This window comes from Marinobacter caseinilyticus, from assembly GCF_011074955.1.
Taxonomy (GTDB): domain Bacteria; phylum Pseudomonadota; class Gammaproteobacteria; order Pseudomonadales; family Oleiphilaceae; genus Marinobacter; species Marinobacter caseinilyticus.
Window position 1 is genome coordinate 63,896 of record NZ_WUQJ01000028.1, and the last position, 24,085, is coordinate 87,980.

18 protein-coding genes and 2 pseudogenes are annotated in these 24,085 nt (G+C 54.3%); 1 reads left to right on the forward strand and 19 read right to left on the reverse strand.

Annotated elements, in window-relative coordinates; translation table 11 throughout:
- Window positions 1–26 precede the first annotated feature (26 nt).
- The 19 genes and pseudogenes from GRX64_RS14005 to leuC form a co-directional block, all read right to left on the reverse strand.
- Entirely contained in the window at window positions 27–1,373 is a 1,347-nt protein-coding gene (locus GRX64_RS14005; protein WP_166268312.1) for a replication-associated recombination protein A, read from the reverse strand.
- Window positions 1,373–2,026, reverse strand: coding sequence for an outer membrane lipoprotein periplasmic chaperone LolA (lolA, locus tag GRX64_RS14010; RefSeq protein ID WP_235937684.1), 654 nt, complete (start codon window positions 2,024–2,026; stop codon window positions 1,373–1,375). Before lolA ends, GRX64_RS14005 begins: the two co-directional genes overlap by 1 nt.
- A gap of 11 nt (window positions 2,027–2,037) precedes the next feature.
- Window positions 2,038–3,570, reverse strand: a pseudogene (locus tag GRX64_RS19800) (DNA translocase FtsK); the annotation flags it as partial.
- 552 nt (window positions 3,571–4,122) lie between these two features.
- Window positions 4,123–4,653, reverse strand: a pseudogene (locus GRX64_RS19805) (DNA translocase FtsK 4TM domain-containing protein); the annotation flags it as partial.
- Window positions 4,654–4,706: 53 nt separating this feature from the next.
- Window positions 4,707–5,930 carry an O-succinylhomoserine sulfhydrylase gene (locus GRX64_RS14020; protein WP_166268315.1) on the reverse strand — a complete coding sequence of 408 codons (1,224 nt, stop codon included), beginning with the start codon at window positions 5,928–5,930 and terminating at the stop codon, window positions 4,707–4,709.
- A 10-nt stretch (window positions 5,931–5,940) separates the two neighbouring features.
- Window positions 5,941–7,464, reverse strand: a complete 1,524-nt coding sequence (gene purF, locus GRX64_RS14025) for an amidophosphoribosyltransferase (RefSeq protein WP_166268317.1) — start codon at window positions 7,462–7,464, stop codon at window positions 5,941–5,943.
- 36 nt (window positions 7,465–7,500) lie between these two features.
- Window positions 7,501–8,046 (reverse strand): CvpA family protein, encoded by a 546-nt coding sequence (locus tag GRX64_RS14030; RefSeq protein WP_166268319.1) that lies wholly within the window; start codon window positions 8,044–8,046, stop codon window positions 7,501–7,503.
- 245 nt (window positions 8,047–8,291) lie between these two features.
- Complete coding sequence (locus tag GRX64_RS14035) at window positions 8,292–8,957, reverse strand: SPOR domain-containing protein (protein WP_166268446.1); 666 nt, start codon at window positions 8,955–8,957, stop codon at window positions 8,292–8,294.
- A 244-nt stretch (window positions 8,958–9,201) separates the two neighbouring features.
- Complete coding sequence (gene folC / locus GRX64_RS14040) at window positions 9,202–10,503, reverse strand: bifunctional tetrahydrofolate synthase/dihydrofolate synthase (protein WP_166268321.1); 1,302 nt, start codon at window positions 10,501–10,503, stop codon at window positions 9,202–9,204.
- A complete protein-coding gene (accD, locus tag GRX64_RS14045) occupies window positions 10,487–11,413 on the reverse strand; it encodes an acetyl-CoA carboxylase, carboxyltransferase subunit beta (protein WP_166268323.1) in 927 nt (308 codons plus the stop codon). Before accD ends, folC begins: the two co-directional genes overlap by 17 nt.
- A 50-nt stretch (window positions 11,414–11,463) precedes the next feature.
- Complete coding sequence (gene trpA, locus GRX64_RS14050; RefSeq protein WP_166268325.1) at window positions 11,464–12,276, reverse strand: tryptophan synthase subunit alpha; 813 nt, start codon at window positions 12,274–12,276, stop codon at window positions 11,464–11,466.
- A gap of 60 nt (window positions 12,277–12,336) precedes the next feature.
- The gene (trpB, locus tag GRX64_RS14055; RefSeq protein ID WP_427901665.1) at window positions 12,337–13,545 is read right to left on the reverse strand and encodes a tryptophan synthase subunit beta; all 1,209 of its coding nucleotides are present in this window, start codon (window positions 13,543–13,545) and stop codon (window positions 12,337–12,339) included.
- Window positions 13,538–14,167, reverse strand: a complete 630-nt coding sequence (locus GRX64_RS14060) for a phosphoribosylanthranilate isomerase (protein WP_166268327.1) — start codon at window positions 14,165–14,167, stop codon at window positions 13,538–13,540. Before GRX64_RS14060 ends, trpB begins: the two co-directional genes overlap by 8 nt.
- A gap of 16 nt (window positions 14,168–14,183) precedes the next feature.
- Complete coding sequence (gene truA / locus GRX64_RS14065) at window positions 14,184–15,029, reverse strand: tRNA pseudouridine(38-40) synthase TruA (protein ID WP_166268329.1); 846 nt, start codon at window positions 15,027–15,029, stop codon at window positions 14,184–14,186.
- A gap of 101 nt (window positions 15,030–15,130) precedes the next feature.
- A complete protein-coding gene (locus GRX64_RS14070) occupies window positions 15,131–18,298 on the reverse strand; it encodes a FimV/HubP family polar landmark protein (RefSeq protein ID WP_166268331.1) in 3,168 nt (1,055 codons plus the stop codon).
- A 373-nt stretch (window positions 18,299–18,671) separates the two neighbouring features.
- Window positions 18,672–19,790, reverse strand: a complete 1,119-nt coding sequence (gene asd / locus GRX64_RS14075) for an aspartate-semialdehyde dehydrogenase (protein ID WP_166268333.1) — start codon at window positions 19,788–19,790, stop codon at window positions 18,672–18,674.
- A gap of 126 nt (window positions 19,791–19,916) precedes the next feature.
- On the reverse strand, window positions 19,917–20,990 hold the full coding sequence (gene leuB / locus GRX64_RS14080; RefSeq protein ID WP_166268335.1) for a 3-isopropylmalate dehydrogenase: 1,074 nt from the start codon (window positions 20,988–20,990) through the stop codon (window positions 19,917–19,919).
- A 19-nt stretch (window positions 20,991–21,009) separates the two neighbouring features.
- On the reverse strand, window positions 21,010–21,648 hold the full coding sequence (leuD, locus tag GRX64_RS14085) for a 3-isopropylmalate dehydratase small subunit (protein WP_166268337.1): 639 nt from the start codon (window positions 21,646–21,648) through the stop codon (window positions 21,010–21,012).
- A 10-nt stretch (window positions 21,649–21,658) separates the two neighbouring features.
- Window positions 21,659–23,077: a 3-isopropylmalate dehydratase large subunit gene (leuC, locus tag GRX64_RS14090; protein ID WP_166268339.1), complete on the reverse strand. Its 1,419-nt coding sequence runs from the start codon at window positions 23,075–23,077 to the stop codon at window positions 21,659–21,661.
- A gap of 139 nt (window positions 23,078–23,216) precedes the next feature.
- Here leuC and GRX64_RS14095 point away from each other — a divergent pair, with 139 nt between their 5' ends.
- Window positions 23,217–24,083 (forward strand): LysR family transcriptional regulator, encoded by an 867-nt coding sequence (locus tag GRX64_RS14095; protein ID WP_166268341.1) that lies wholly within the window; start codon window positions 23,217–23,219, stop codon window positions 24,081–24,083.
- Window positions 24,084–24,085 lie beyond the last annotated feature (2 nt).

Below are 24,085 nucleotides of genomic sequence, written 5' to 3' on the forward strand. Positions count from 1 at the left end.
CCCCACCGCACCACAACAATCCAATGCTACTCCTCTTCTGGGTAGCGCTTGATTGGACTGTCGCTGTTTTTATTGTCCAGCCACGCCCGCTTTTCCGCCAGTTTGATTTCCATGCCCCGTTTGACCGGCGCATAGTATCGCCGGTCTTTTATCGCTTTGGGGAGATAGACTTCACCCGCTGCAAAAGCATCCGGTTCATTATGGGCGTAGCGATAGTCGTCGCCATGGCCGAGGCTTTTCATCAGCTTGGTCGGTGCATTCCTCAGGTGTACCGGTACCTCATAGTCAGGCTCGCCGCGTATATCCGCCACACACAAGTTGTAAGCGTTATAAACCGCATTGCTCTTGGGCGCCAGGGCGATGTATGTCACGGCTTGCGCCAGAGCCAGTTCGCCCTCAGGAGAACCCAGGCGCTCAAGAGACTCCCAAGCATCGAGGCATAACCTGAGTGCCCGCGGGTCAGCATTTCCAATGTCTTCGCTGGCGATTCGCACCAATCGACGAGCCACGTAAAGCGGGTCACAACCACCATCCAGCATGCGACACATCCAGTAAAGAGCACCATCGGGATCGGAACCACGAACGGATTTGTGGAGTGCGGAAATCTGGTCGTAAAAAACATCACCACCCTTGTCAAATCGACGCAGGCTGGTTTGCAGCACTTGCTCCAGGTGCTGTTCCGTGATTCTGACTACGCCCTGCTCGTCCGCTTCAGCAAGGTCGGTGCCCACCTCCAGAATGTTCAACGCCCGCCGAGCGTCACCACCCGCCGCGCTGGCGATCAATGCCAGCACAGAATCGGCTACGGCGAACTCTCCAGCTAACCCTTCAGGCGCTGTCAGAGCCCGCCGGAGCAGCCGCAGGAGATCCTCATCGTCGAGGTTTTTCAGCACATAGACCCGGGTTCGGGACAACAGGGCACTATTGAGTTCAAATGAGGGGTTTTCGGTGGTCGCACCGACAAAGACAAAGGTGCCGTCTTCAATATGGGGCAAAAAAGCGTCTTGCTGACTTTTGTTGAAGCGGTGTACTTCGTCAACGAACAACAAGGTGTCGCGTCCTTCGGACTGCTTGCGATACTTTGCCCGATCGACCACGGCACGGATGTCCTTTACCCCGCTCAGGACCGCCGACACGGTTTCAAAGCTGAGTTCACCGATGTTAGCCAGCAGGCGGGCAAAAGTGGTTTTGCCAACGCCTGGCGGGCCCCAGAGAATCATCGAATGCAGTTGGCTGTGCTCAACTGCCCGCCTCAGAGGTTTACCGGGGCCGACCAGATGCTGCTGACCAACATACTCGTCCAGGGTGGCTGGCCGCATTCTGGCGGCCAGGGGCCGAAAGCCCTTCGAGTCTTCGAACAACCCTTCCTGCATCAGCTTCCGCCTTTAATTACATCCACACCTTCCGGGTAACTCAGCACAAACGCGTTGTCACTGAGAGGGCTGTTCAGCTCGATATCGGTGAAACTCAAGATGCTGCGCTGGCCCAGGGAATCCTCCAGTCGCATTTCCTCCAGTTTACCGTTATAAAATTTCATTCTCAGTGACACAAATAAAGAGTCCGGATTCTTTGGCACCAGGGTGAACGCGGTGGCGTTCGTGTCCAGTTTTTGCGATGACACATCGTAATTCTTGGACAGGTTGCTGACGTCCCCACTCAACAACATTGCCGGCGTGTTGGCGGCTTGCTGATCCAGTGCGTGAATCGTTACCTGCTCCAGGTCCGGATCGTACACCTCAACCTGCTCATTGTTGGATGCGATAAACTGGGCCATGGGCTGACGGGTTTCCCAATAGAACAAACCGGGACGTTTTGCCTTCAAGGTACCGCGGGTTTCCTGCACGTCATTACCACTGGCATCCACAACGATTTGAATAAAACTGGCCTGAAAAGTCCGGTATTCCCGCAGTTCATTGGCCAACTGCTCGGCGGCATCACCGTCGGTTGACGCCCCTTCAGCCGCCACAACCGCAGAGACGCCCAGGACCCACGATAATAAAAACATCCAAATGCGGTTACGAACCATCGTTTGTACTCCTAATCTCGGGGTGGTGGTGGCGCCAGCACTTCTCGGGCGCCATTGTTACCTGCGGAACTGACAACACCCGAAGCCTCCATGGCTTCCACCAGGTTAGCGGCTCGGTTATAGCCAATCTTGAATTTTCGTTGAACGGAGGAAATCGAGACGCGCCGGCCCTCGGTGACAAAAGCGACCGCCTCATCAAACAGGGAATCCGACTCGTTGTCGCCGCCTTCGGACAGACTCGGCACACCGGGGAGATATTCGCCCTCCGCGCCATTGAGGATATCCTCAACAAACACCGGTTTTCCACGTGCTTTCCAGGCACTCACCACCCGGTGTACTTCGTCATCATCCACAAAAGCACCGTGCACGCGCACGGGCAGGCCCGAGCCGGGAGGCAGATACAGCATATCCCCATGCCCCAGAAGCTGCTCGGCACCGCCTTGATCAAGCACCGTTCGTGAATCAATTTTTGACGACACCTGAAATGAGATTCGGGTTGGGATATTCGCTTTAATCAGACCGGTAATAACATCCACCGATGGTCGCTGAGTCGCCAAAATCAAATGAATACCCGCCGCCCGCGCCTTTTGCGCAATACGGGCAATCAGCTCTTCCACCTTTTTGCCAACGATCATCATCATATCGGCAAATTCGTCGATCACCACCACGATGAAAGGCAGGGTGTCCAGCGCGGGACGCTGCTGCTCATCGTCATCAAGATATTCATCTGGTTTCCAGAACGGGTCCAGCAATGGCTCACCCGCATCGATCGCATCCTTGATCTTGCGGTTGTATCCCGCCAGGTTACGAACCCCAAGGTTGGCCATTAACTTATAGCGCCGCTCCATCTCCGCCACACACCAGCGCAAGGCGTTGGCGGCTTCTTTCATATCGGTGACCACGGGCGCCAACAGGTGTGGAATGCCATCGTATATGCTCAGTTCGAGCATTTTAGGGTCGACCATGATGAAGCGAACTTCCTCCGGCGTCGCCTTAAGCAGCATGCTCAGCAGCATGGCGTTAACGCCCACGGATTTGCCTGAACCGGTGGTGCCCGCTACCAGCAAGTGAGGCATTTTGGACAAATTGGCAACCATCGGATTGCCGCCAATGTCGTTGCCCAACGCCAATGTCAGCGGCGACGAAGAGTCCTGAAATACCTTGGCTTCGAGTACTTCGCTCAGCCGAACCATTTCCCGTTCTTCATTCGGTATTTCGATACCAACCACTGATTTTCCGGGAATCACTTCCACCACACGCACGCTCAACACCGCAAGCGAGCGTGCCAGGTCCTTGGCGAGGTTGGAAATCCGGCTGACTTTGACGCCCGCGGCCGGTTTTATCTCAAAGCGCGTAATAACCGGGCCTGGATTCACTTCAACCACTTCCACCGTCACCCCGAAGTCCGCCAGTTTTTCTTCCACCAGGCGAGACATATGCTCAAGCGACTCTTGGGAATAGCCTTTTTCCTGATGTTGCTCGGGCGGGTCCAACAGGGAAATTGGCGGAATTTCGCTTTCCATGTCGTCAAACAGTGACGGCTGGGTCTCGACCTTTGGTTTGGAATCGACTTCGTCACGCTTGAATGGGGCGATTTTTACCGATTTCGCAATACCGCTCTTACTGGCGGCCGGCGCATTGCCGTTGGTCGTTTGTTTGGCCGGCAACGACTCCGGTGCCGACTTGGACCACTCGATTCCGCCAGAGTCAGCGGATGTGAAACTTTCAATGCGTGCGGGCTCTTCGGATTGGCTGGCGAGCCCGTCCAGCCCGGGCTCCCGGCGCTCACTCAAGGCGGACCGGGGCTTCTTGGGTTTGCCAATGCCCAACAGACGTTTCCACCACGACCGGCCAGACGCCTTTACGCGATCGTTGAGCACTGGCGGTTCTGGTTGTGTGGTTTTCCTGGCACTTCTAGTGGGTGGCAGTCGTGCGGACAAGTCCTCCTTCAAACCCGCCGGTTCGGGCTTTTCGCCTACTTGCGGTTTACTCGTTACCAGCGACCGAAAGGATTTCAGTATCCGTAAGGTAAAGGCGCCGACACGGTCCATCAACTGGAACCAGGACAAACCGAGTGCGACGGTCAGCGCAAACAAAAAGATGGCAACCAGCAGCAGCGTGGTCGCTGGCAGGTTAAACAGCCGCACCATGGCGTCGGATACCTCAGCGCCCAGCACGCCTCCGGATGACGCCCTAAGGCCGAACAGGGAATAAAGTGATAACAGACTGGTGGCCGACAGTAAGATCAACAGAAACCCGCAAAACCGTACCATGAACAACGGCCAGTGAAGGTCCAGCGGCTCATGCCTTAAGCGCACCAACATCAGAGCATAGCCGGCAATCATGACGGGGAACAAAAACGCAACATGACCAAAGAAGACCATGAGCAGGCTCGCCAGCCATGCTCCGGTTCGGCCTGCATAGTTGGCCACCTGGGTTTCGTGGCCAAAACTCGCCCATCCTGGGTCCATTGTACTGAAGGTGACCAGCGCCATGGTCAGGTAGATACACAGAGCAACCATCGCAATGACCGCTCCCTCACGCGTACCCTGGGTGATCAGGCGACGGAAGCGCTGTTGCTTGTCAGTCAGTTCAGACGCTTGTTTCGCTTTTTTGGGTTCGGCCATGAATGATCAGTGATTCCGTTGGTTTCCCGTTGTACCTGCACCGGCCCGACGGGTCAGGCGGACAGCGCCGCCAGACCCCTTTTCAGGTCAACTTTCAGGTCATCGATCGACTCTATGCCGACCGATATGCGTATCAGATTGTCGGTTATTCCGGCATGGGCTTTATCGTCAGGCGATAGTCGGCCATGGGTGGTGGTGCCTGGATGGGTAATGGTGGTTTTCACATCACCCAGATTCGCAGTGATCGAAATCATCCTCGTGGCATCGATGAAGGCCCAGGCCTTGTCTTGCCCCCCCGTTACCGTAAATGACAAAACCCCACCGAAACCGGTTTGCTGGCTTGCGGCCAATTCGTGCTGGGGGTGCGATTTCAGGCCGGCGTAATAGACACGCTCGACACCCACTTGTTGCTGGAGCCACGTCGCCAACTCTAACGCATTCTCACAATGAGCGCGCATACGAATTGGTAAGGTTTCCAAACCCTTGAGGAATACCCAGGCGTTAAAGGGGCTCAGGGTTGGGCCAGCCGAACGCAGAAATCCATAGACCTCATCCATCAGACGGTTGGGACCGACAACCACACCACCAATGCAACGGCCTTGGCCGTCGAGGTATTTCGTAGCGGAGTGAATCACAATGTCGGCGCCAAACTCGAAGGGACGCTGCAATACCGGCGTACAGAAGCAGTTATCAACCACAAACAAAGCATCCGCAGCGTGCGCCAGCTTGGCCAGCGCAGCCATATCTGCGACTTCACAGAGTGGATTCGACGGGGTCTCGATAAACAGCATTTTGGTTTCAGGCCGAATGGCCTGCTGCCACTCATCCAGGTCGGTAAGCGCAACAAAAGAGGTTTCTACACCGAAACGAGCCATGTATTTTTGAAACAGGACATTGGTGGTGCCAAACACACCTCGAGAGCACACCACGTGATCGCCGCTTTGCAGCAGTGCCATACACGTACTGAGAATGGCGGCCATGCCAGAGGCTGTGGCGACCGCGCGCTCACCGCCTTCCATAGCGGCTATACGAGCTTCAAACGCTTGCACCGTCGGGTTGGTAAACCGTGAATAGATATTACCCGGCTCATCACCGCCGAATCGAGCCGCGGCCTGCGCTGCGCTGCCATAGACAAAACTGGACGTCGGAAAAATCGCGTCACTGTGCTCCAACTGCCCCGTTCTGATCTGCCCTGCCCGGACCGCAAGAGTGTCCACCGAGACGCCTTCGAGGTCGGATTCCGGAATCATGGTGTGCTCTTCACGACGGTACGTCATGTTATCTGCCTCAATCTTCGTCGTTGTATAGGTCGATAATGCCATTATCGATCATCTGACTGTCGTTGTTCCTGGATTGATTGTCGTCATTGCGCTGGGCTTCCAGCCGCTGCAAATAGGCCTGATCGATGTCACCGGTGACGTAATCACCGTCAAATACCGAGCACTCCCAGCGTTCTATCTCCGGGTTGACGTCGTTAACACAATCGATCAGATCGCTTAAATCCTGGTAGAGCAACCAATCAGCACCGATCAGGGTCTGGATTTCCTCAATGGTTCGATCATGCGCAATCAGCTCGCTTGCGGCCGGCATATCAATGCCATATACATTGGGATACCGAACCGGTGGCGCTGCAGAGGCAAAATAGACCTTGCGCGCACCCGCGTCCCGAGCCATCTGAACGATTTCCTTGCACGTGGTACCACGAACAATCGAATCGTCTACGAGCATGACGTTCTTGCCGCGGAATTCCAGGTCAATAGGGTTGAGTTTTTGCCGTACGGATTTCTTCCGCAGTTTCTGACCGGGCATTATGAACGTGCGGCCAATGTACCGGTTTTTTATGAACCCTTCCCGAAACTTGACGCCCAGCCTGTGGGCCATTTGCATGGCCGATGTTCGGCTGGTGTCCGGGATGGGCATCACCACGTCTATATCGTGGTCCGGACGTTCCCTCATGACCTTGTCAGCCAGAGTCTCCCCCATTCTAAGCCGCGCCTTGTAGACAGACACCTTGTCGATAATGGAGTCAGGACGAGCAAAATAAACGTGCTCGAAAATGCAGGGAATGAGGTGGGGGTCTTCTGCACACTGCTCGGTGTACAAAGTGCCGTCCGTTTCTATGTAAACCGCTTCACCCGGCGCGATGTCCCTGACCAAGGTAAAGCCCGCGGCGCTCAGCGCTACACTTTCAGAGGCAATCATGTAGGCCTCACCCGCCTCGGTTTTCTTGACGCCGTAGCAGACCGGGCGAATTCCCTTTGGGTCACGGAAGCCCACAATGCCGTAGCCGGTAACCATCGCAATGACAGCGTACGCGCCGCGACAACGTTGGTGAACCGATCGCACAGCCGCAAAAATGTCGTCTTTGGTTGGGTTAAGTTTGCCGAGTTTCTGCAGCTCATGAGCAAATACATTCAACAGAACTTCGGAATCCGAATTGGTATTGATATGACGGAGATCGGTACGGAACAAATCCTGGCTGAGGTCATCGGCGTTGGTCAGATTACCGTTGTGCGCAAGCGTAATGCCATACGGGCTGTTGACGTAGAAAGGCTGCGCTTCGGCGGAACTTGAGCTTCCGGCCGTGGGGTAACGCACGTGGCCAATACCCACATTGCCCACGAGGCGGCGCATGTGGCGGGTGCGAAAGACATCACGCACCAAGCCATTGTCCTTACGTAAAAAAAATCGCTCATCCTGGAACGTTACAATACCCGCTGCATCCTGGCCCCGGTGCTGTAAAACCGTCAACGCATCATATAGCGTCTGATTCACGTTGGAAGTACTGACGATACCGACTATTCCACACATGGGTGCTGCGTTCTCCAGAGCATTTAAAACAGAATGTTAGCGAGACGTGTTCGCTGGCAATGGCACTCCGGACTCACCGGTACTGACAGGACCCAGAAACCGTCCAAACTCATCGCCCAACGTACGTCGGGACCAATCTTCGACCACCGCCAGGCGATCGATCATAATAGAGGTACGCCACCAGGTATCTTCAGCCAGTGGCGTGTAGCGCGTAAAGGCAATGCCCACGATGACCACAACAAGGCCCCGCAACATACCAAATCCCATCCCCAACACCCGGTCGGTTGCCGTCAAACCCGTGGCACGAATCAGATGACTGATCATATTATTAATAATCGCGCCGATGATCAGTGTACCGAAAAACAGGATCGCAAAGGCTGCGATCAATCGAACCAATGGTGTTTCGACGGTGCTTTCAAGCAAAGACTGCATTTGGGGATGGAAAGTTCGCGCCAGTATGAAGGCACCAACCCAGGTCACCAGCGACAATGCTTCTTTTACGAAGCCGCGCTTCAGACTGATTAGTGTGGATACCGCTATCAGGGCGATGATGACCCAGTCAATCCAGATCAGCGCATTCATGGGCAACTCAGTGGCAAATCGAGAGCGCGAATTCTATCAGGAAACGGCACGACACCAAACAGCTAAAGTGGAATCCGGCTTGGTCTGTGTCTCATCTGGTTCATTCGTTAATCAACTGCACAACGCTGCAGGCCTTGATTGACGCCTTGTTCCGTTTCCATCCGGAACCACCATGCCGTCGCCACCGCGCCTTACTCTAAAGGCCCTGGTGGCTCAATCGGCTAACGAATGAACCAGACGAGACACTAACGCTCGCTGGATGTCACCAGTCCATTGAGATTAAACTCGGCATCCAGGCGTTTTTTAGCCACTTCAGCGTCGCTTTTACTGGCAAAGGGGCCGGAGAAAACACGGGTAAAGACTGTATCGCCTTTCTCAACACGCTGGATATGAGAGTCGTACCCTTTTTTGCGGACGTTTTCTCTGAGGCGTCGGGCGTTGTCGACGTCGCCAAAACTGCCCAATTGCACAACCCAAGCGCCCTCCAGGGAGCGAGTGTATTCCGCCGACTCACTGCCATCACTTGCCGTGGTTTCCTGTTGCTGCTCTGGTTCCGGCTCAGTCATAGGTGCAACGGCGGCTTGTTCACCGCTTACGGGCGGCTCGGTCTCGGCCGGTGCGGCAGTACCAGATTCTGACGTTGCGGCAGGCGTCTGCGAATTCGATTCGACAAGCTGGTTGTCGGTCATCGGCGTAACGGAACCGTTAGTGGACTCTTCGAGGTGGTAGGAAGGTGCGTCTTGCTCGGGAACGGGCGGTGCCTGAACCTCCGGGAATGGCGGCTCCTCAGGAATGTCGATAACGCGGGATGAGCGGTCAGTATGGGGCTCGTCGAATAGCATCGGGACGAAAATAACCGCCAGACACACTAAAACCAATGCACCGATCACCCGCTGCTTGAGCCCATCCACTTTACACATACCCCTTTGAGTTCATAAATTCGATCCGTTACCAGGCATTCACTGCGAAGAAAAGCCGCTTGTATTCCTTCAACATGGATACTAACTGTCGGCCGACTATAACTCAAAAGGCGACACTAACCATGACTGATGTTTAATGCCGACGTGTACTGTCTTTCCTGACCTGCACTTCAACCGTTGGCCACAGGTGCGGTGGACACGCACTGACAGTGAGACGTCGGACTTAGGCTGGAAACTAGACCGCGAGCAGGTGCGCTCGGGCCTGCGCGACCGTATGGAAGGAGCCAAACACCACCACGATGTCGGCGTCGCAGGCACGTGCCATTGCGAGATCGGTCGCCGCTGAAATAGTGTCGGCCTGCAATACATCGGAGGCCGCTAACCTGGGCTCCAGAATCACCGCCAAGTCCTTAACGTTCAGCCCGCGGGGCACACTAAGCCCACCCAAAACCCAGTGGTCTACTTGCGCCACCAATGCGGAAACGACGCCCAAGGCGTCCTTATCTGCCAGGCAACCATACACTGCGAAAATCCGGCGACCGGTTGTTTTCAGCTTTGCCAGCCTCTTCGCTAACCAGCGCGCAGCGTGAGGGTTGTGTCCGACATCGACGTATACATCGGGTAGCCGATGAATCCGTTCGAAACGGCCAGGCACGGTCACCGTGTCAAGACAATTTGCAATCGCTTGATTAGGTACATCCGGCTGCAAGTAACGTAAAGCCTGCACGGCCGCCGCTACGCTGGTTTCAGGAAGCGGCCCCGCTGAGATCATTAAAGGGTCCAAATCGTCTGCCAGCGTTAATTTCAGGCGCTCGCCGTGAGGCTCAACATGATAATCGATACCGCAGCGTATCAGTGGTACTTTTTGAGCCTGCGCTTGCTGTAAAACCGAGTTTGGTGGGTCTATATCAGCATAGATGGCAGGCTTCGAAAATCGAAGAATACCGGCCTTTTCAAAGCCGATTTTCTCCCGGTTATCGCCCAACCACGCTGTATGATCAATATCCACTGACGTGATGATTGCCAGATCTGCGTCCAGCACATTCACCGCATCCAACCGGCCACCAAGTCCAACTTCCAGTATCCAGTCATCAACTCCGTGCGCTTCCATGATCAGGAATGCCGCTAATGTGCTGAACTCAAAGTAGGTCAGGGAAACACTACCCCGCGCCTTTTCTATTTGTTCAAAGGCAGCCACGATGGATCCGTCGTCGACGTCGACGCCATTGATTCGAATGCGTTCGTTGTAACGCTCAAGGTGGGGGGACGTATAGGCGCCCGTTGTTCTGCCAGCAACTCGCAGCAGAGCCTCCAGACAGGCAACGGTACTGCCTTTGCCATTGGTGCCGGCAACGGTTATGACACGGGACGCAGGCTTGCGCGGGAATAGTTTGCGGAGTACTAGCAACACACGATCCAGCCCCAGGTCTATTTCCTGGGGGTGGATCGACTCAAGGTAACTCAGCCACTGGTTTAGCGTCGCCGGGGAAGCCGGAGCTTGAGTTTCCTCAACCCCACTATCAGGCTTCTGGCGCATCAACTTCCGGTTTTTCGCTGATATCAAACTCAATGGGCGCTTCTTTAGCCGGTTTCTCTAAGCCAGTCAGCTTGGCCAATACGGCTGCGATTCGCTCACGCATTTTGTGCCGGTGGAGAATGATATCAATAGCACCATGTTCCAACAGAAATTCACTGCGCTGAAAGCCCTCGGGTAACTTCTCGCGAACCGTTTGCTCGATCACGCGTGGGCCTGCGAAGCCGATCAGGGCATTGGGCTCTGCAATGTTCAGGTCACCCAACATGGCGAGACTGGCAGAAACACCCCCAAACACAGGGTCAGTCAGCACTGAGATGTAAGGAATACCCTCTTGTTTCATCCGCTCCAGCACGGCTGCCGTTTTTGCCATCTGCATCAGCGACAGTATTGCCTCTTGCATGCGTGCTCCACCACTGGCCGAAAAACAGACCAGTGGAATGCGCTCCTTCAGGGCAATATTGGCAGCGCGGACAAATTTTTCGCCAACTACCTGGCCCATCGACCCGCCAAGGAAGTTAAATTCAAAGGAACACGCCACCAACTGGACGCCAAGCGTGGACCCCCGCATTACAACCAGCGCGTCTTTTTCACCGGTGTTTTTTTGATTCTGAACCAGGCGCTCTTTATAGCGGCGTGTGTCTTTAAATTTCAGTCGATCCCACGGTTCCAGGTCGGCGGCAATTTCTTCTCGGCCGTCTTCGTCCAGAAAAATATCAAGACGACGACGCGCAGACAGACGCATGTGATGGTTGCACTTTGGACAAACGTCAAGATTTTTATCCAATTCCGGCTTGTACAAGAAAGCCCCACACTTGGGACATTTTTTCCATAGACCTTCCGGAACACTGGTGCGCTGCTTCGATTCCGAGCGGATCATGCTCGGCATGATCTTATCCAGCCAATTGCTCATGATGTCATCCTGTCCGTTGATGCTTGTCAATCACTGCGTCGCGCTGTGAGTCAGGAGGCCAGTCCATCCAGCGCTTCACGCATAGGGTGCAACAGATCCGTAAGCGCTTGATTGAGTTGCGCCGGATTGTTCTGATTTCGGGCTATTGTATCGACCAGGACGCTCCCCACAATTACACCATCGGATACCTTTCCCACGGCCGCTGCAGTTTCTGCGTCCCGGATGCCAAACCCGACACCTACCGGCAGTGCGGTAAGATTATGAATGTGCTGCACTTTGGCGGCGACTTCATCCACATTGATCTTGGCCGAACCGGTAACGCCCTTAATAGAAACATAGTACACATAACCAGAGGAATGCTCGCTGATTGCCCGGATACGATCATCTGTAGTCGTCGGAGCCAGCAAAAAGATCACATCAAGGTGTCTGGCGGAAAACAGCGGAGCCACGTTGTCAGCCTCTTCCGGTGGCAAATCGACCGTTAGAATACCGTCAACTCCGGCATCCACAGACGCATCGGCAAATACCTCAAAGCCCATGGCCTCCATTGGGTTTAGATACCCCATCAATACCACAGGCGTGGTGTCATTGGTCTCGCGAAATGTTTTCACCATCGCCAACACCTGACGCAGCGAAGTGCCGTGGACGAGGGCTCGCTCACAAGCGAGCTGAATCACCGGGCCATCAGCCATAGGGTCCGAAAACGGAACACCCAGTTCGATGATGTCAGCGCCCGCTGCCACCAATGTGTGCATCAGGTCGACGGTCTGATCCGGAGCAGGGTCGCCTGCAGTAATATAGGGAATCAATGCCTTACGTCCCTGCCCTTTCAAGGCCTTCAACACACCCTCAATACGACTCATGCCTGCTCCTGTCATTATTTTGCTTCAGGACCGACGATTCGACCCTGGGAAGGAAGTCCGTTAAAGCTCAATGCCATCCAGCTGCGCAACGGTATGAATGTCTTTGTCACCACGCCCCGACACATTGATCACAATTACTTTATCTTCACTCATCTCAGACGCCAATTTCATGGCGTAGGCCACAGCATGAGCCGTTTCCAGTGCTGGCATTATACCTTCAATCCTGGTCAGTTTGCGGAAGCCATCCATCGCCTCATCATCCGTCACCGACACATAATGCGCCCGACCAATGTCTTTCAACCAACTGTGTTCTGGCCCAACTCCGGGGTAATCCAGGCCCGCGCTGACCGAGTGTGTACCGGCAATCTGGCCGTTTTCGTCTTCCATCAGGTAGGTACGGTTGCCATGCAACACGCCAGGACGGCCGGCTGACAGCGGAGCCGCATGTTTACCTGTTTCCAGACCCAGCCCACCGGCCTCGACGCCATAAAACTCAACCGACTCGTCGGTATAGAATGGATAGAACATCCCTATCGCATTGGAGCCGCCACCGACACAGGCAACCAGTGCATCTGGTAATTTTCCTGCCTGGCTGAGACATTGCGCCCGCGTTTCACGGCCAATCACTGACTGAAAATCCCTTACCAGTAATGGATAGGGGTGTGGGCCGGCTACGGTTCCAATGATGTAGAAGGTATCGTCTACGTTAGTAACCCAATCGCGCATGGCTTCATTCATGGCGTCTTTCAGAGTTCGAGTTCCACTTTCAACCGCGTGAACCTCGGCTCCCAGCAGTTTCATGCGAAAAACGTTCAACGATTGACGCTGAACATCCTCTGCACCCATGAACACGTGGCACTCCAGCCCGAGTCGCGCGCAAACTGTTGCAGTGGCCACACCATGCTGGCCAGCACCGGTCTCCGCAATGATTCGCGTTTTACCGAGGAAGCTTGCCAACAACGCCTGGCCTATCGTGTTGTTTATTTTGTGGGCACCAGTATGATTCAAATCTTCTCGTTTTAACCAGATTTGAGCGCCACCGGCGGCCTTGGTAAGGCGCTCGGCAAAGTAAAGGGGGCTTGGACGTCCCACATAATGCGCCAGATCGAAGTCGAACTGAGCCTGAAAGTCCGGATCCTTTTTAAGACGCAGGTACTCTCGCTCCAGCGTCATGAGCGAGTCCATCAAGGTTTCCGATACAAATCGCCCGCCATAATCGCCAAAATGGCCGCGCGTATCCGGAAGCATCGCCAGCATCTCTTCAGTCAGTTTTATCGACACGATGTACCTCTCTTAAAAAATTTTTCATGCGAGCCGGGTCTTTAATCCCCTTCTCGCGCTCGACTCCACCACTCACATCGACGGCCCAAGGTCTAACCTGCTCTATGGCGCGGGCCACATTATCAGAATCCAGACCGCCCGCCAAAATCAGCGGCACAGGGCGAATCGCCGGAATCAGGTGCCAATCAAAGCGATGGCCCGTACCGCCGAAACGGTCCGGATCATAGGCGTCCAGAAGCAAACCCGACGCTCGTTGATAGGTTTTGAACGCATCGTCAATCTGAGATTGCTGCTGCACCCGAATGGCCTTGATCCAGCGCCGGCCAAACTGGTGACAGAACTCAGCGGGTTCGTCACCATGGAACTGAAGAGTGTCCAATGGCACGTCAGCAAGCACTTGGTCAACGAACGTTTTCGTCGGGTTAACAAACAAACCAACAATATTGACGAAGGCGGGCACTTTGCGCGCAATCTGGGCCGCAACCTCAGTGGATACCGCGCGAGGGCTTGGCTCGTAAAATACGAAGCCAATAGCATCCACTCCGGCCTCTACCGCGGCAATGGCATCGCTTTCCCGCGTAATACCACAGATTTTTGTACGTATACTCATTCGAACTCGCTCACTTTTAACTGAGCCAGGGGCGAACAAAGCCAGGCCCAGGGCAACTTAAAGGGATATCAAACCCTTTGGGATAGCCTACATCAACCAAGTAAAGACCCTGAGGTGGAGCGGTCACACCGGCCAGTGTTCGATCCTTGCCTGCAAGTATCTCACGAACCCAGTGCTCCGGTCGCTTTCCACACCCAACCGCCATCAACGCACCCGCTATATTCCTCACCATATGATGCAGAAAAGCATTTGCCCGAACATCAAGGACCAGGTAATCCCCAAACCGCTTCACTTCGATAGCATCCAGACGCCGATTGGGAGTTTTCGACTGACAGCCTGCGGCCCGGAAAGCTGAAAAGTCGTGCTCCCCAAGAAGCGCCTGCGCTGCTTGATTCATGATCGCAGCATTCATGGGACGAAAATTCCACGATACCTGGCTTCGTAAAATGCCTGGCCGAACAGGGTGGTTAAAAAGTACATATCGATAACGGCGATAAGTTGCTGAAAAACGCGCATGGAAATCGTCGCTGACGGATCCCGCCCAATGCACCGAGATTGACGGAGGCAAACCGGTATTAATGCCCATTACCCAGGCCCGGAGATTTCTTGTGGATGGCGTATCAAAATGCACAACCTGATAGCTGGCATGGACACCTGCGTCTGTACGTCCTGCGCACACAAGTTCCACCGGGTGGTCGGCCACCTTTGAGATCGCCTTGACCAATGCACCCTCAACGGTTGGCACTCCTGACTTCTGATATTGCCAGCCATGAAAGCCGGAACCATCGTACTCAAACACAAGCGCGACGCGACCGCAGCCAATGGCGTCGTCTGTCGTCAGATTTAGCGGAGACTGGAACAAGAATTATACCGACTGAATGACTGTGCAGGATTGCAAAGCAAAACGCCGGAGACCTTATGGCCACCGGCGTTTTGCACTTTACGGGGTATTATAACGAATTCCTAAAGCGTTTTAAGAAGATCCTGGGCTTCAACTTTTTGATCGTTGTCACCTTCAATTGAAACCTCTTCGAGGATATCTTTGGCACCGTCGTTGTCACCCATTTCAATATAGGCTCGCGCCAGATCCAGTTTGGTGGCAGCTTCATCGGTTCCAGCGAGGAAATCAAAGTCTTCGTCGTCGCCCAACTCCGATTCATCGATATCCTTCTTCGCCGATTTTGATGCTACTGACCCGGCACCATCTGCCTTACTGACATCCTTTTCTGGCTCCACAACAGGAGCCTCCGACAAATCAGAGTTGCCTTCGTTCAGATCGGAGTCTTCAGCCATCAGTTTGTCCAGGTCATCGGATGCACCCTCTGTCTCAAGCTCATCGTTCAGAGAGGGCAAGTCACCTTTAACTTCTGAATCTGCAACCTCCTCCATCAGCGCGAGGTCCTCATCCGAGACATCCAGCTCCAGGTCATCCAGCGTCTCGTCCGAGTCCAGTGCTTCGTTATCCCCTTCTTCTTCACCGGCTACTTTTTCCAGCTCGGCATCCAATTCGTCAAGGAATGACTCGTCTAAAGCACCTTCTTTGGTCGTGGTAACTTCATCGTCGACTGAAGGCAGTTCATCGTCAAGCTCATCCTCCGTCAAACTGTCATTGTCATCCAGACCCAATGACTCAAATTCTGACTCCAGGTCCAGTGAGTCCGTATCGCCCTCACCAGACGGTTCGCTTTCCAGCGTTTCGGAGTCAAGCAGGCTTACAAAGTCATCGTCCTCATCCGATGTTTCGAGCCCCAGCTCCAAGCCGGCATCACTCTCTTCTTCAAGATCGGCCTCAGAGACTTCAAAATCCAGGCTTATATCGTCATCATCGTCGCTGGCAGAACCCTCAACCGTTGAGGTTTTAATTTCGTCATCGTTTTCCAGCTCAAGACCCGAGAGATCAAACTCTATGGGCTTATCAGACTCTGACGCCTCTGGTTCATCTTCTTTTACCGCAAACGGGGCTTCATCGGTGGACGACACCAAATCTTCATCATCCAGAGTGAAGTCTTCGAACTCATTATCAAAGTCGTCGCCTGAAGCACTGGTTTCAGTCGCTGTCTCAACCGACGCTGACGCCTCATCCTCCGGCTGCTCATATTCGCCGCTCGCATTAAAAGAATCAGAGCGCAGCTGGGATTCAAGGTCATCGATGCTGGGCATTGACTCGGCTTCTTCCAGCCGCATCCGCAATGAAGATGCCTCAGCTAACGCGTCCTCATCGTCCAGTGCCTCAAGCTCACTGTACTGTTTTTCGAACGCGCTGCGATCCTGACTATCCGCGTAGACACCCAGTAATTTGAGCCTCAAATCGGTTCGGCTCGGTTCGCGAGAAATGGCTGATTCTAATGTTTGAGCCGCCTGGTCGAGCCGACCATAAGCAATATAAGCGACTGCATCCGCCATCGGGTCCGTATCAGAGGCACCTGCTTCGGCATCCGAATCCCGATCATCAAGGGTCAGGTCAAAGCCATCAGAGTCATCGGCTGATTCATTGTTCAGTTGCTCATAAAAAGCTTTTTCGCGGTTGGCATTTCGACGAGCGAGCATCAACAAAAGAAGCAACAACAGAACCAGCCCGCCACCCAGCGCAATCTGGTACAGGATGTTGTTGCTTATTGCATCTATGACATTGCCCGGAAAACCTTTTCCCTGTATTGCTTTTTCGGGTTCGGGTGCCGTGCTACCGGACTGCGACGCTGCTTGTTGCTGATCTGACACGGGCGCCGTCATTGACTCGTCTGGTTCCGCTTCCGATGCCGCGGCATCCATTGTTTCTTCAGTCTCTGCCGAGTCTGCGACCGGTGTCCCTTCGCCGTCAGCTGATGCCATACCATCGCTGCTGGCGTCTTCGGCTGTCGCTGTAGCGGGGCTGGACTCCGACCCGGCGGACTCAGTCGAATCAGCGGCAACATCACCGGTCACTGCTTCTGATTCGTCAGAGGTTTCAGGTTCGGCGGCCACGGTCGACTGCCCAGATTCCGGCATGGGCGGCTCAGCATCGTCCACCTGAGCTTGCGTTTGAAGGTCCGCAAGCTGAGAGTTCTTCAGCTCAATTAATCGCTGAAGTGTCTGAACCTGATCTTGAAGATCATCAACTCGGGTAGTCAGTTCTTCGTTGGCGCGACGGGTCTGGTCAAGCTGTTCCATGGCAGCGGCATCACCCGCATCCACACCACCCACTCGGCCATCGCCGCCGGCAGAACCACCGGCGCCCGCAGCCCTCGTATCGCTTTCAGGGACGACCAGACGCAGTTCATCGCCTGCCGCTCCCTCTGACGGCGCTGCACCCGCCATTGCTGTCTGAGGGGACGCTGTCGCATCGACCGAACGTTTCGGTCGTGTCAGCGCTTCGTTTTGTACGGTTACTTGCTGAATGGCTTCCGAGCGCGTCCTGACACGCATCTGCTCCGAATTTGGAATTCGAAGAACTTCACCCTGCTTCAATTTGTTGATATTGGAATCAATAAAGGCATCAGGGTTTAAATCCTGCAGCGCTAGCATCACTTGCTGCTGACTGATGTCGTCACCAGGACGAACCGCCGCTGCGATACCCCACAGGGTATCCGACGGCCCCGTCGGTCCAAAAGTGTTGCCCGATGTCGTCCGAGCAGTCGTCGATTGTGCACGCTGCTGCGGTTGCTGTGTAGGGGCGGTTATTTGTCGGGTAGACTCCGAGCGTTGCGGTGACGTTGTTGGCGCCTGCACCTGCTCCGTCAGACCTGAGTCTTCCGCGTAAACCGGCGGATCCACCAAAACCGCGTACTCACGCATGAGACGACCGCTCGGCCAGGTTATTTCAAGCAAGAAGTTCAGGTAAGGCTCGCGTACAGGCTCTCGAGAACTGACATTGACCATCAGGCCGCCATTCGGAGCTGTCACAACCTCAAAATTCAAATTGGTAAGGAAAAAATCCCGGGTAATCCCGAGCCTTTCATAACTCTGCCTGGAAGCGAGTTCGACGAAAATTTCGTCTGGGCTAACGCCCTGTGTTTTCAACAGACGGATGTCTGCATCCAGCGGCTCATTCAGATAGGATTGAAGTTCAACTTCTCCCAATCCCAACGCCTGAGCGACACCAGAGCCGAGCCCTCCCGCCAATGCCAGGGCAACCGCAAGCTTGCGTACCTTCATGCTTTTTCCTTACCAGTCTCCGTTATTCGTTACTGCTTTTTTCAAACAGAATCGGACGAGGTTGGATGACTTCCGTCAGGGTGTATCTCATTATTATAGGTCTTGCCGAACATTCTTTCGCGCAAGTATTGTTGATAAAGCCAGTTTTATCAATCAATCAGACACAATCGTTGCACCGTTTTTTCACGAAGTGGTCGGAACTTGCTGACCACGCTCGCTGTGATCTACGTTTTGCGACCTGAATCAGAGTCTAGCTCACGATTTCTCACAACGAGAACAGCAAACCCTGAAAGTAACAGGGGCGAAGACTGTTTTCAGCCTCCGCCCCAAACCGGTTATCCAAAACCGGACTCAGTTGGCATTTAACGCATGCCTAACCTCGTTCCTGTAAAATTCGCAACATACGTCGCAAGGGTTCGGCAGCGCCCCACAAGAGCTGGTCGCCCACAGTAAACGCCGATATGTACTCAGGCCCCATGGCGAGCTTGCGGATACGACCAATAGGTACGTTGAGCGTACCGGTTACCTTCGCAGGCGTCAGGTCACGTATCGAGGCGTCACGCTCATTGGGCACCACTTTGACCCAGTCGTTGGCGCCAGCCAGAATCGACTCAATCTCGGACACCGGTAGATCTTTTTTGAGCTTGATCGTTAGCGCCTGACTATGACTTCTCATTGCACCAATGCGTACACAAATTCCATCGATTGGTATGGGCTTATCACTGCGACCAAGAATCTTGTTGGTTTCACTCTGAGCCTTCCACTCTTCTTTGCTCTGACCGTTATCAAGCTGTTTATCAATAAATGGTATCAGGCTGCCTGCCAGAGGCACCTCAAAGTGCTCAGTCGGAAAACCGTCAGACCGCATGGTCTTTGTCACTTTACGATCAATTTCCAGGATTGCTGACGAGGGCTGATCCAGCAAGTCTGCAACGCCGTCACGCAACTCGCCCATTTGCATGAGGAGCTCACGCATATTCTGGGCACCAGACCCGGAAGCGGCCTGATACGTCATCGGAGCAACCCATTCGATCAGGTCTTTTTCCAGCAAACCGCCCAACGCCAGCATCATGAGACTGACGGTACAGTTACCGCCGATATAGTCTTTAACACCCCGATCCAGTGCCGTGTCAATAACGTGGCGATTCACCGGGTCGAGCACGATGACCGAATGATCTGCCATTCGCAGGGTCGATGCCGCATCAATCCAATAACCTTCCCAGCCCGCTTCGCGCAGCTTGGGGAATACGTCGCCGGTGTAATCACCACCCTGGCAGGTCACGATCACGTCCATTTCACCAAGCGCACCGAGATCAAACGCATCCTTCAGCGTCGGAACGTCTGCTTTGCCAACATCCGGTGCCGCCTGACCTGCCTGCGAGGTCGAAAAGAACACAGGGTTAATGTCCGCGAAATCGTTTTCTTCTTGCATGCGCTGCATCAGCACGGAACCAACCATGCCTCGCCAGCCTACTAGTCCAACTCGCATCATGAGCGACCCTTGAACCTCATTTTATGCCAATCCTAAGCCTGTTTCGCCGGCCCAGGATTGGGTGAATAATCCCGCAACAGCGGCATCGTGCCATTGTCGGGCCTCGAATTTTTTAAGCCCGGTCCACTAGAGTGCGGCTAATACCGCTTGCCCCATGTCCCGGGTACTCACCTTCCGGGCGCCCTCGGACATAATATCGGCCGTACGCAACCCCTGATCCAGCACCTTACTTACCGCCGCCTCTATTGCCAAAGCTGCAGATTCAGCATTCAGGCTGTATCTTAACATCATCGCAACTGAAAGAATCGTTGCTAAAGGATTGGCAATCCCCTGTCCGGCAATATCCGGCGCCGAACCGTGGCAGGGCTCGTACATCCCCTGCTTCTTCGAATTCAACGCAGCGGAAGGCAGCATGCCAATGGAGCCGGTGAGCATGGCAGCTTCGTCGGAAAGAATATCACCAAACATGTTGCCGGTCACAATCACATCGAATTGTTTCGGTGCCCGAACCAGCTGCATTGCCGCATTGTCGACATACATATGGCTAAGCTCTACATCCGGGTATTCCTTGGCGAGCTCGTTCATGATTTCCCGCCACAATACGGTGACCTCGAGCACGTTTGCTTTGTCGACCGAACACAGCTTGCCATTCCGTTGCTGAGCAGCCTCGAAAGCAACCCGACCGATCCGCCGAATTTCAGTTTCACTGTAGACGTAGGTGTTGTAGCCCTGCCTCTCGCCATTCTCGAGCACGCGCTCACCACGAGGATGCCCAAAATAGATGCCCCCGGTCAGTTCACGTACGATCAAGATATCCAGACCCGACACCACCTCAGGCTTCAGTGACGATGCCGACGCCAGTTGTGGGTAAAGAATTGCTGGCCGAAGGTTACCGAAAAGCTCCAGCCCGGAACGCAAACCCAACAAGCCCTTTTCCGGTCTAAGGGCCATTTCAAGCCCGTCCCATTTTGGACCACCTACGGCGCCAAGCAGAATAGCATCCGCTCTTTTGGCCTTGTTCATTGTCTCTTCGGGTAACGGCCCTCCGGTCGCATCAATCGCCGCCCCTCCCACCAAGGCAGAATCAAACGCCAGACCGAGATCAAACGACTCATTGACCTTACGCAATACTTTTTCAGCCTCGGCAACAATCTCGGGGCCAATACCATCTCCGGGCAGCAGTAATACAGACTGACTCATTGCTTGTGTTTCCCTTTTCTTAATGAAATAACCAGGGCGCCGTGACACGGCGACTGTTTTCGTAGGATTTAATCAGCTCGGCGTCTTCCAGTGTGACCCCAATATCATCCAGGCCATTCAGTAAACAATGACGGCGAAAATCATCAACAGTGAAGCCAAACGACTCGCCTGACGGAGTGACAACGGTCTTGGCCTCCAGATCAACGGTCAGTTGATAACCATCCTTCGCAGCATTCTCCGCGAACAACTTATCAACGCTATTTTCTTCCAAAACAATAGGTAACAAGCCATTCTTAAAGCAGTTATTATAAAATATATCGGCGAAGCTGGGGGCAATGATCACTCTGAACCCGAAGTCCTCCAATGCCCAGGGCGCATGCTCGCGGCTCGATCCACAACCGAAGTTCCGTCGCGCCAGGAGAATACTGGCGTTCTGATAGCGCTTCTGATTCAGAATAAAATCCGGATTGAGCGGCCGTTTAGAACTGTCCTGATCTGGCTTGCCCTCATCCAGGTAGCGCAACTCATCAAACAGATTGGGACCAAACCCTGTCCTCTTGATCGACTTGAGAAACTGCTTGGGAATAATCATGTCCGTGTCCACGTTGGAGCGGTCCATCGGTGCGACAATGCCTTGGTGTTGCTTAAATACGCGCATGGAGATCTCCTCAGTGGATTAGTTCACGGACATCGGTGAAATGGCCGGCGATCGCTGCCGCCGCTGCCATGGCGGGACTGACCAGGTGGGTTCGACCACCAAATCCCTGACGCCCTTCAAAATTACGGTTCGAGGTCGAGGCGCAATGCTCGCCCTGGCCCAATTTATCGGCATTCATCGCCAGGCACATCGAGCAACCAGGGTCTCGCCACTCCAAGCCAGCCTCGATGAAAATTTTATCGAGACCTTCCTTCTCCGCTTGCACTTTAACCAACCCTGAGCCCGGCACCACCATTGCCTGTTTCAGTGAGGGTGATACTTTCCGGCCTTTGACCACCGCTGCGGCCTCTCGCAAGTCTTCAATCCGGGAGTTGGTGCAGGACCCGATGAATACACGGTCTAATTGAATGTCCGTAATCGCCATATTGGGTTTCAGGCCCATATACATTAATGCCCGAACAATCCCTTCTCGCTTAATGGGGTCTGGCTCCTGTGCCGGGTCTGGCACCTGGCCGTCGACACCGGTCACCATTTCAGGCGATGTTCCCCAGGTAACCTGGGGTTTGATGTCGTCAGCATTCAGCTCGACCACTTTATCAAATTCAGCGTCAACGTCGCTGTGAAGGGTGCGCCAGTGTTCAACGGCACGATCCCAGGCTTCACCCGTTGGCGAGAATGGGCGGTTACGAACGTAATCGATGGTTGAGTCATCCACCGCAACCATACCCACCCGGGCACCGGCCTCAATCGCCATGTTACAGATCGTCATTCTCGCTTCCATAGAGAGGGCTCGAATGGCCTCGCCTCCGAACTCTATTGCAAAGCCAGTGCCGCCCGCAGTGCCAATAGTGCCGATAATTGCCAACACCACGTCCTTACCGGTGATGCCCGGCGCCAGCGTGCCGTTCACCTGCACCAGCATATTTTTCATTTTTTGCTGGACCAGACACTGGGTGGCCAGCACATGCTCAACTTCCGACGTACCAATGCCATGAGCCAAGGTCCCGAACGCCCCGTGGGTGGACGTGTGGGAGTCACCGCATACGATTGTCATTCCGGGCAATGTGGCGCCCTGCTCAGGCCCAATCACATGGACAATACCTTGGCGCTGGTCCTTGATTTTAAATTCCAGAATTCCGAATTCGTCGCAATTTTTATCCAGCGTTTCCACCTGAATGCGCGACACCGGATCGACAATTCCTTCAACACCTCGAGCCCGGTCTGTCGTAGGTACGTTGTGGTCCGGAACTGCCAGGTTGGCATCAATACGCCAAGGCTTCCGACCGGCCAGTCGCAAACCTTCAAACGCCTGAGGTGACGTCACTTCGTGCAGCAGGTGACGGTCAATGTAAATAAGCGCAGAGCCATCATCCCGCTGCTTGACCAGATGATCATCCCACAATTTGTCGTATAAGGTTTTGCCCGCCATGGAAGCCTCCAAAGGCAACAGATGTGCGTGTGTTTACTGAAGCATTTAATGGTATACCTGAGGCAGACATAACTTCAATTCATGTTTATTATAAAGTCTATTCCAGATTAGACTATCACGACAATTCAGGGGGAACTCAATGGACACTCAGGCTCTGACAGCCTTTGTTGCGGTCGTGGACGAAGGCTCGTTCTCTGAAGCCGCGGAAGTGCTGCATCTGACCCAGTCTGCGATCAGCAAGCGCGTTGCAACACTGGAGCAACAGCTGGGGGCTCCAGTCATAGACCGGTCACAACGAAAACTAGGGCTGACCGATGCCGGTACCCGTCTACTGCCCCACGCGCGGCGCATTCTTGACGAGCTGCACAACGCCAGGCTGTCAGTGTCCACCAAGACCGGCGAAGTACGCGGTCACCTGTCCTTGATTGCCAGCCACCACATTGGGCTTCATCACTTGCCGGCCTGGCTGCGAAGATTGAACCGGGATTACCCCGAAGTGGATCTGGGCCTGCAGTTCATGGATTCAGAAAGCGCCTTTGATCATATGCGCAAACGCAGCGCGGAACTGGCTTTCGTGACGTTGAATGACACCATGGACAGGCGGTTTGAGGTCCATGTGCGCTGGGCTGACCCCATGGCATTTGTGGTAGCTAATGAACATCCCCTGGCGGACGTTGCGGCGCCCACCCTTTACGACCTGGCGCATTACAATGCTCTGCTACCGGATACCGGCACCGCGACCTACAGGGCCATCAGTGGTCTGTTCCTGGAGGCGAACCTGGCTTTGCGGCCTCAAATGCCAACCAACTACCTTGAAACCATCAAAATGATGACCAGCGTTGGCCTGGGCTGGAGCGTCTTACCCCGCACGATGATTGACCATTCGCTCTCCGTATTGGCCGTGCCGGAAACAGTGTCCAGAATGCTGGGCGCCGTTGGCCTCAGAGGTCGGCTACTGACAGGGCCTGCACAAGTACTCCTCGGCATAGCGCAGGAACTGCGCTGAAA

What these genes read in the sequence shown, in the direction of transcription:
- asd (WP_166268333.1), bottom strand. Translation starts at nt 19,790, where the DNA reads ATGATGCGAGTTGGACTAGTAGGCTGGCGAGGCATGGTTGGTTCCGTG.
- leuB (WP_166268335.1), bottom strand. Translation starts at nt 20,990, where the DNA reads ATGAGTCAGTCTGTATTACTGCTGCCCGGAGATGGTATTGGCCCCGAG.
- leuD (WP_166268337.1), bottom strand. Translation starts at nt 21,648, where the DNA reads ATGCGCGTATTTAAGCAACACCAAGGCATTGTCGCACCGATGGACCGC.
- lolA (WP_235937684.1), bottom strand. Translation starts at nt 2,026, where the DNA reads ATGGTTCGTAACCGCATTTGGATGTTTTTATTATCGTGGGTCCTGGGC.
- GRX64_RS14060 (WP_166268327.1), bottom strand. Translation starts at nt 14,167, where the DNA reads ATGAGTATACGTACAAAAATCTGTGGTATTACGCGGGAAAGCGATGCC.
- leuC (WP_166268339.1), bottom strand. Translation starts at nt 23,077, where the DNA reads ATGGCGGGCAAAACCTTATACGACAAATTGTGGGATGATCATCTGGTC.
- GRX64_RS14005 (WP_166268312.1), bottom strand. Translation starts at nt 1,373, where the DNA reads ATGCAGGAAGGGTTGTTCGAAGACTCGAAGGGCTTTCGGCCCCTGGCC.
- GRX64_RS14095 (WP_166268341.1), top strand. Translation starts at nt 23,217, where the DNA reads ATGGACACTCAGGCTCTGACAGCCTTTGTTGCGGTCGTGGACGAAGGC.
- purF (WP_166268317.1), bottom strand. Translation starts at nt 7,464, where the DNA reads ATGTGTGGAATAGTCGGTATCGTCAGTACTTCCAACGTGAATCAGACG.
- GRX64_RS14020 (WP_166268315.1), bottom strand. Translation starts at nt 5,930, where the DNA reads ATGACGTACCGTCGTGAAGAGCACACCATGATTCCGGAATCCGACCTC.
- accD (WP_166268323.1), bottom strand. Translation starts at nt 11,413, where the DNA reads ATGAGCAATTGGCTGGATAAGATCATGCCGAGCATGATCCGCTCGGAA.
- folC (WP_166268321.1), bottom strand. Translation starts at nt 10,503, where the DNA reads ATGCGCCAGAAGCCTGATAGTGGGGTTGAGGAAACTCAAGCTCCGGCT.
- GRX64_RS14030 (WP_166268319.1), bottom strand. Translation starts at nt 8,046, where the DNA reads ATGAATGCGCTGATCTGGATTGACTGGGTCATCATCGCCCTGATAGCG.
- GRX64_RS14070 (WP_166268331.1), bottom strand. Translation starts at nt 18,298, where the DNA reads ATGAAGGTACGCAAGCTTGCGGTTGCCCTGGCATTGGCGGGAGGGCTC.
- trpA (WP_166268325.1), bottom strand. Translation starts at nt 12,276, where the DNA reads ATGAGTCGTATTGAGGGTGTGTTGAAGGCCTTGAAAGGGCAGGGACGT.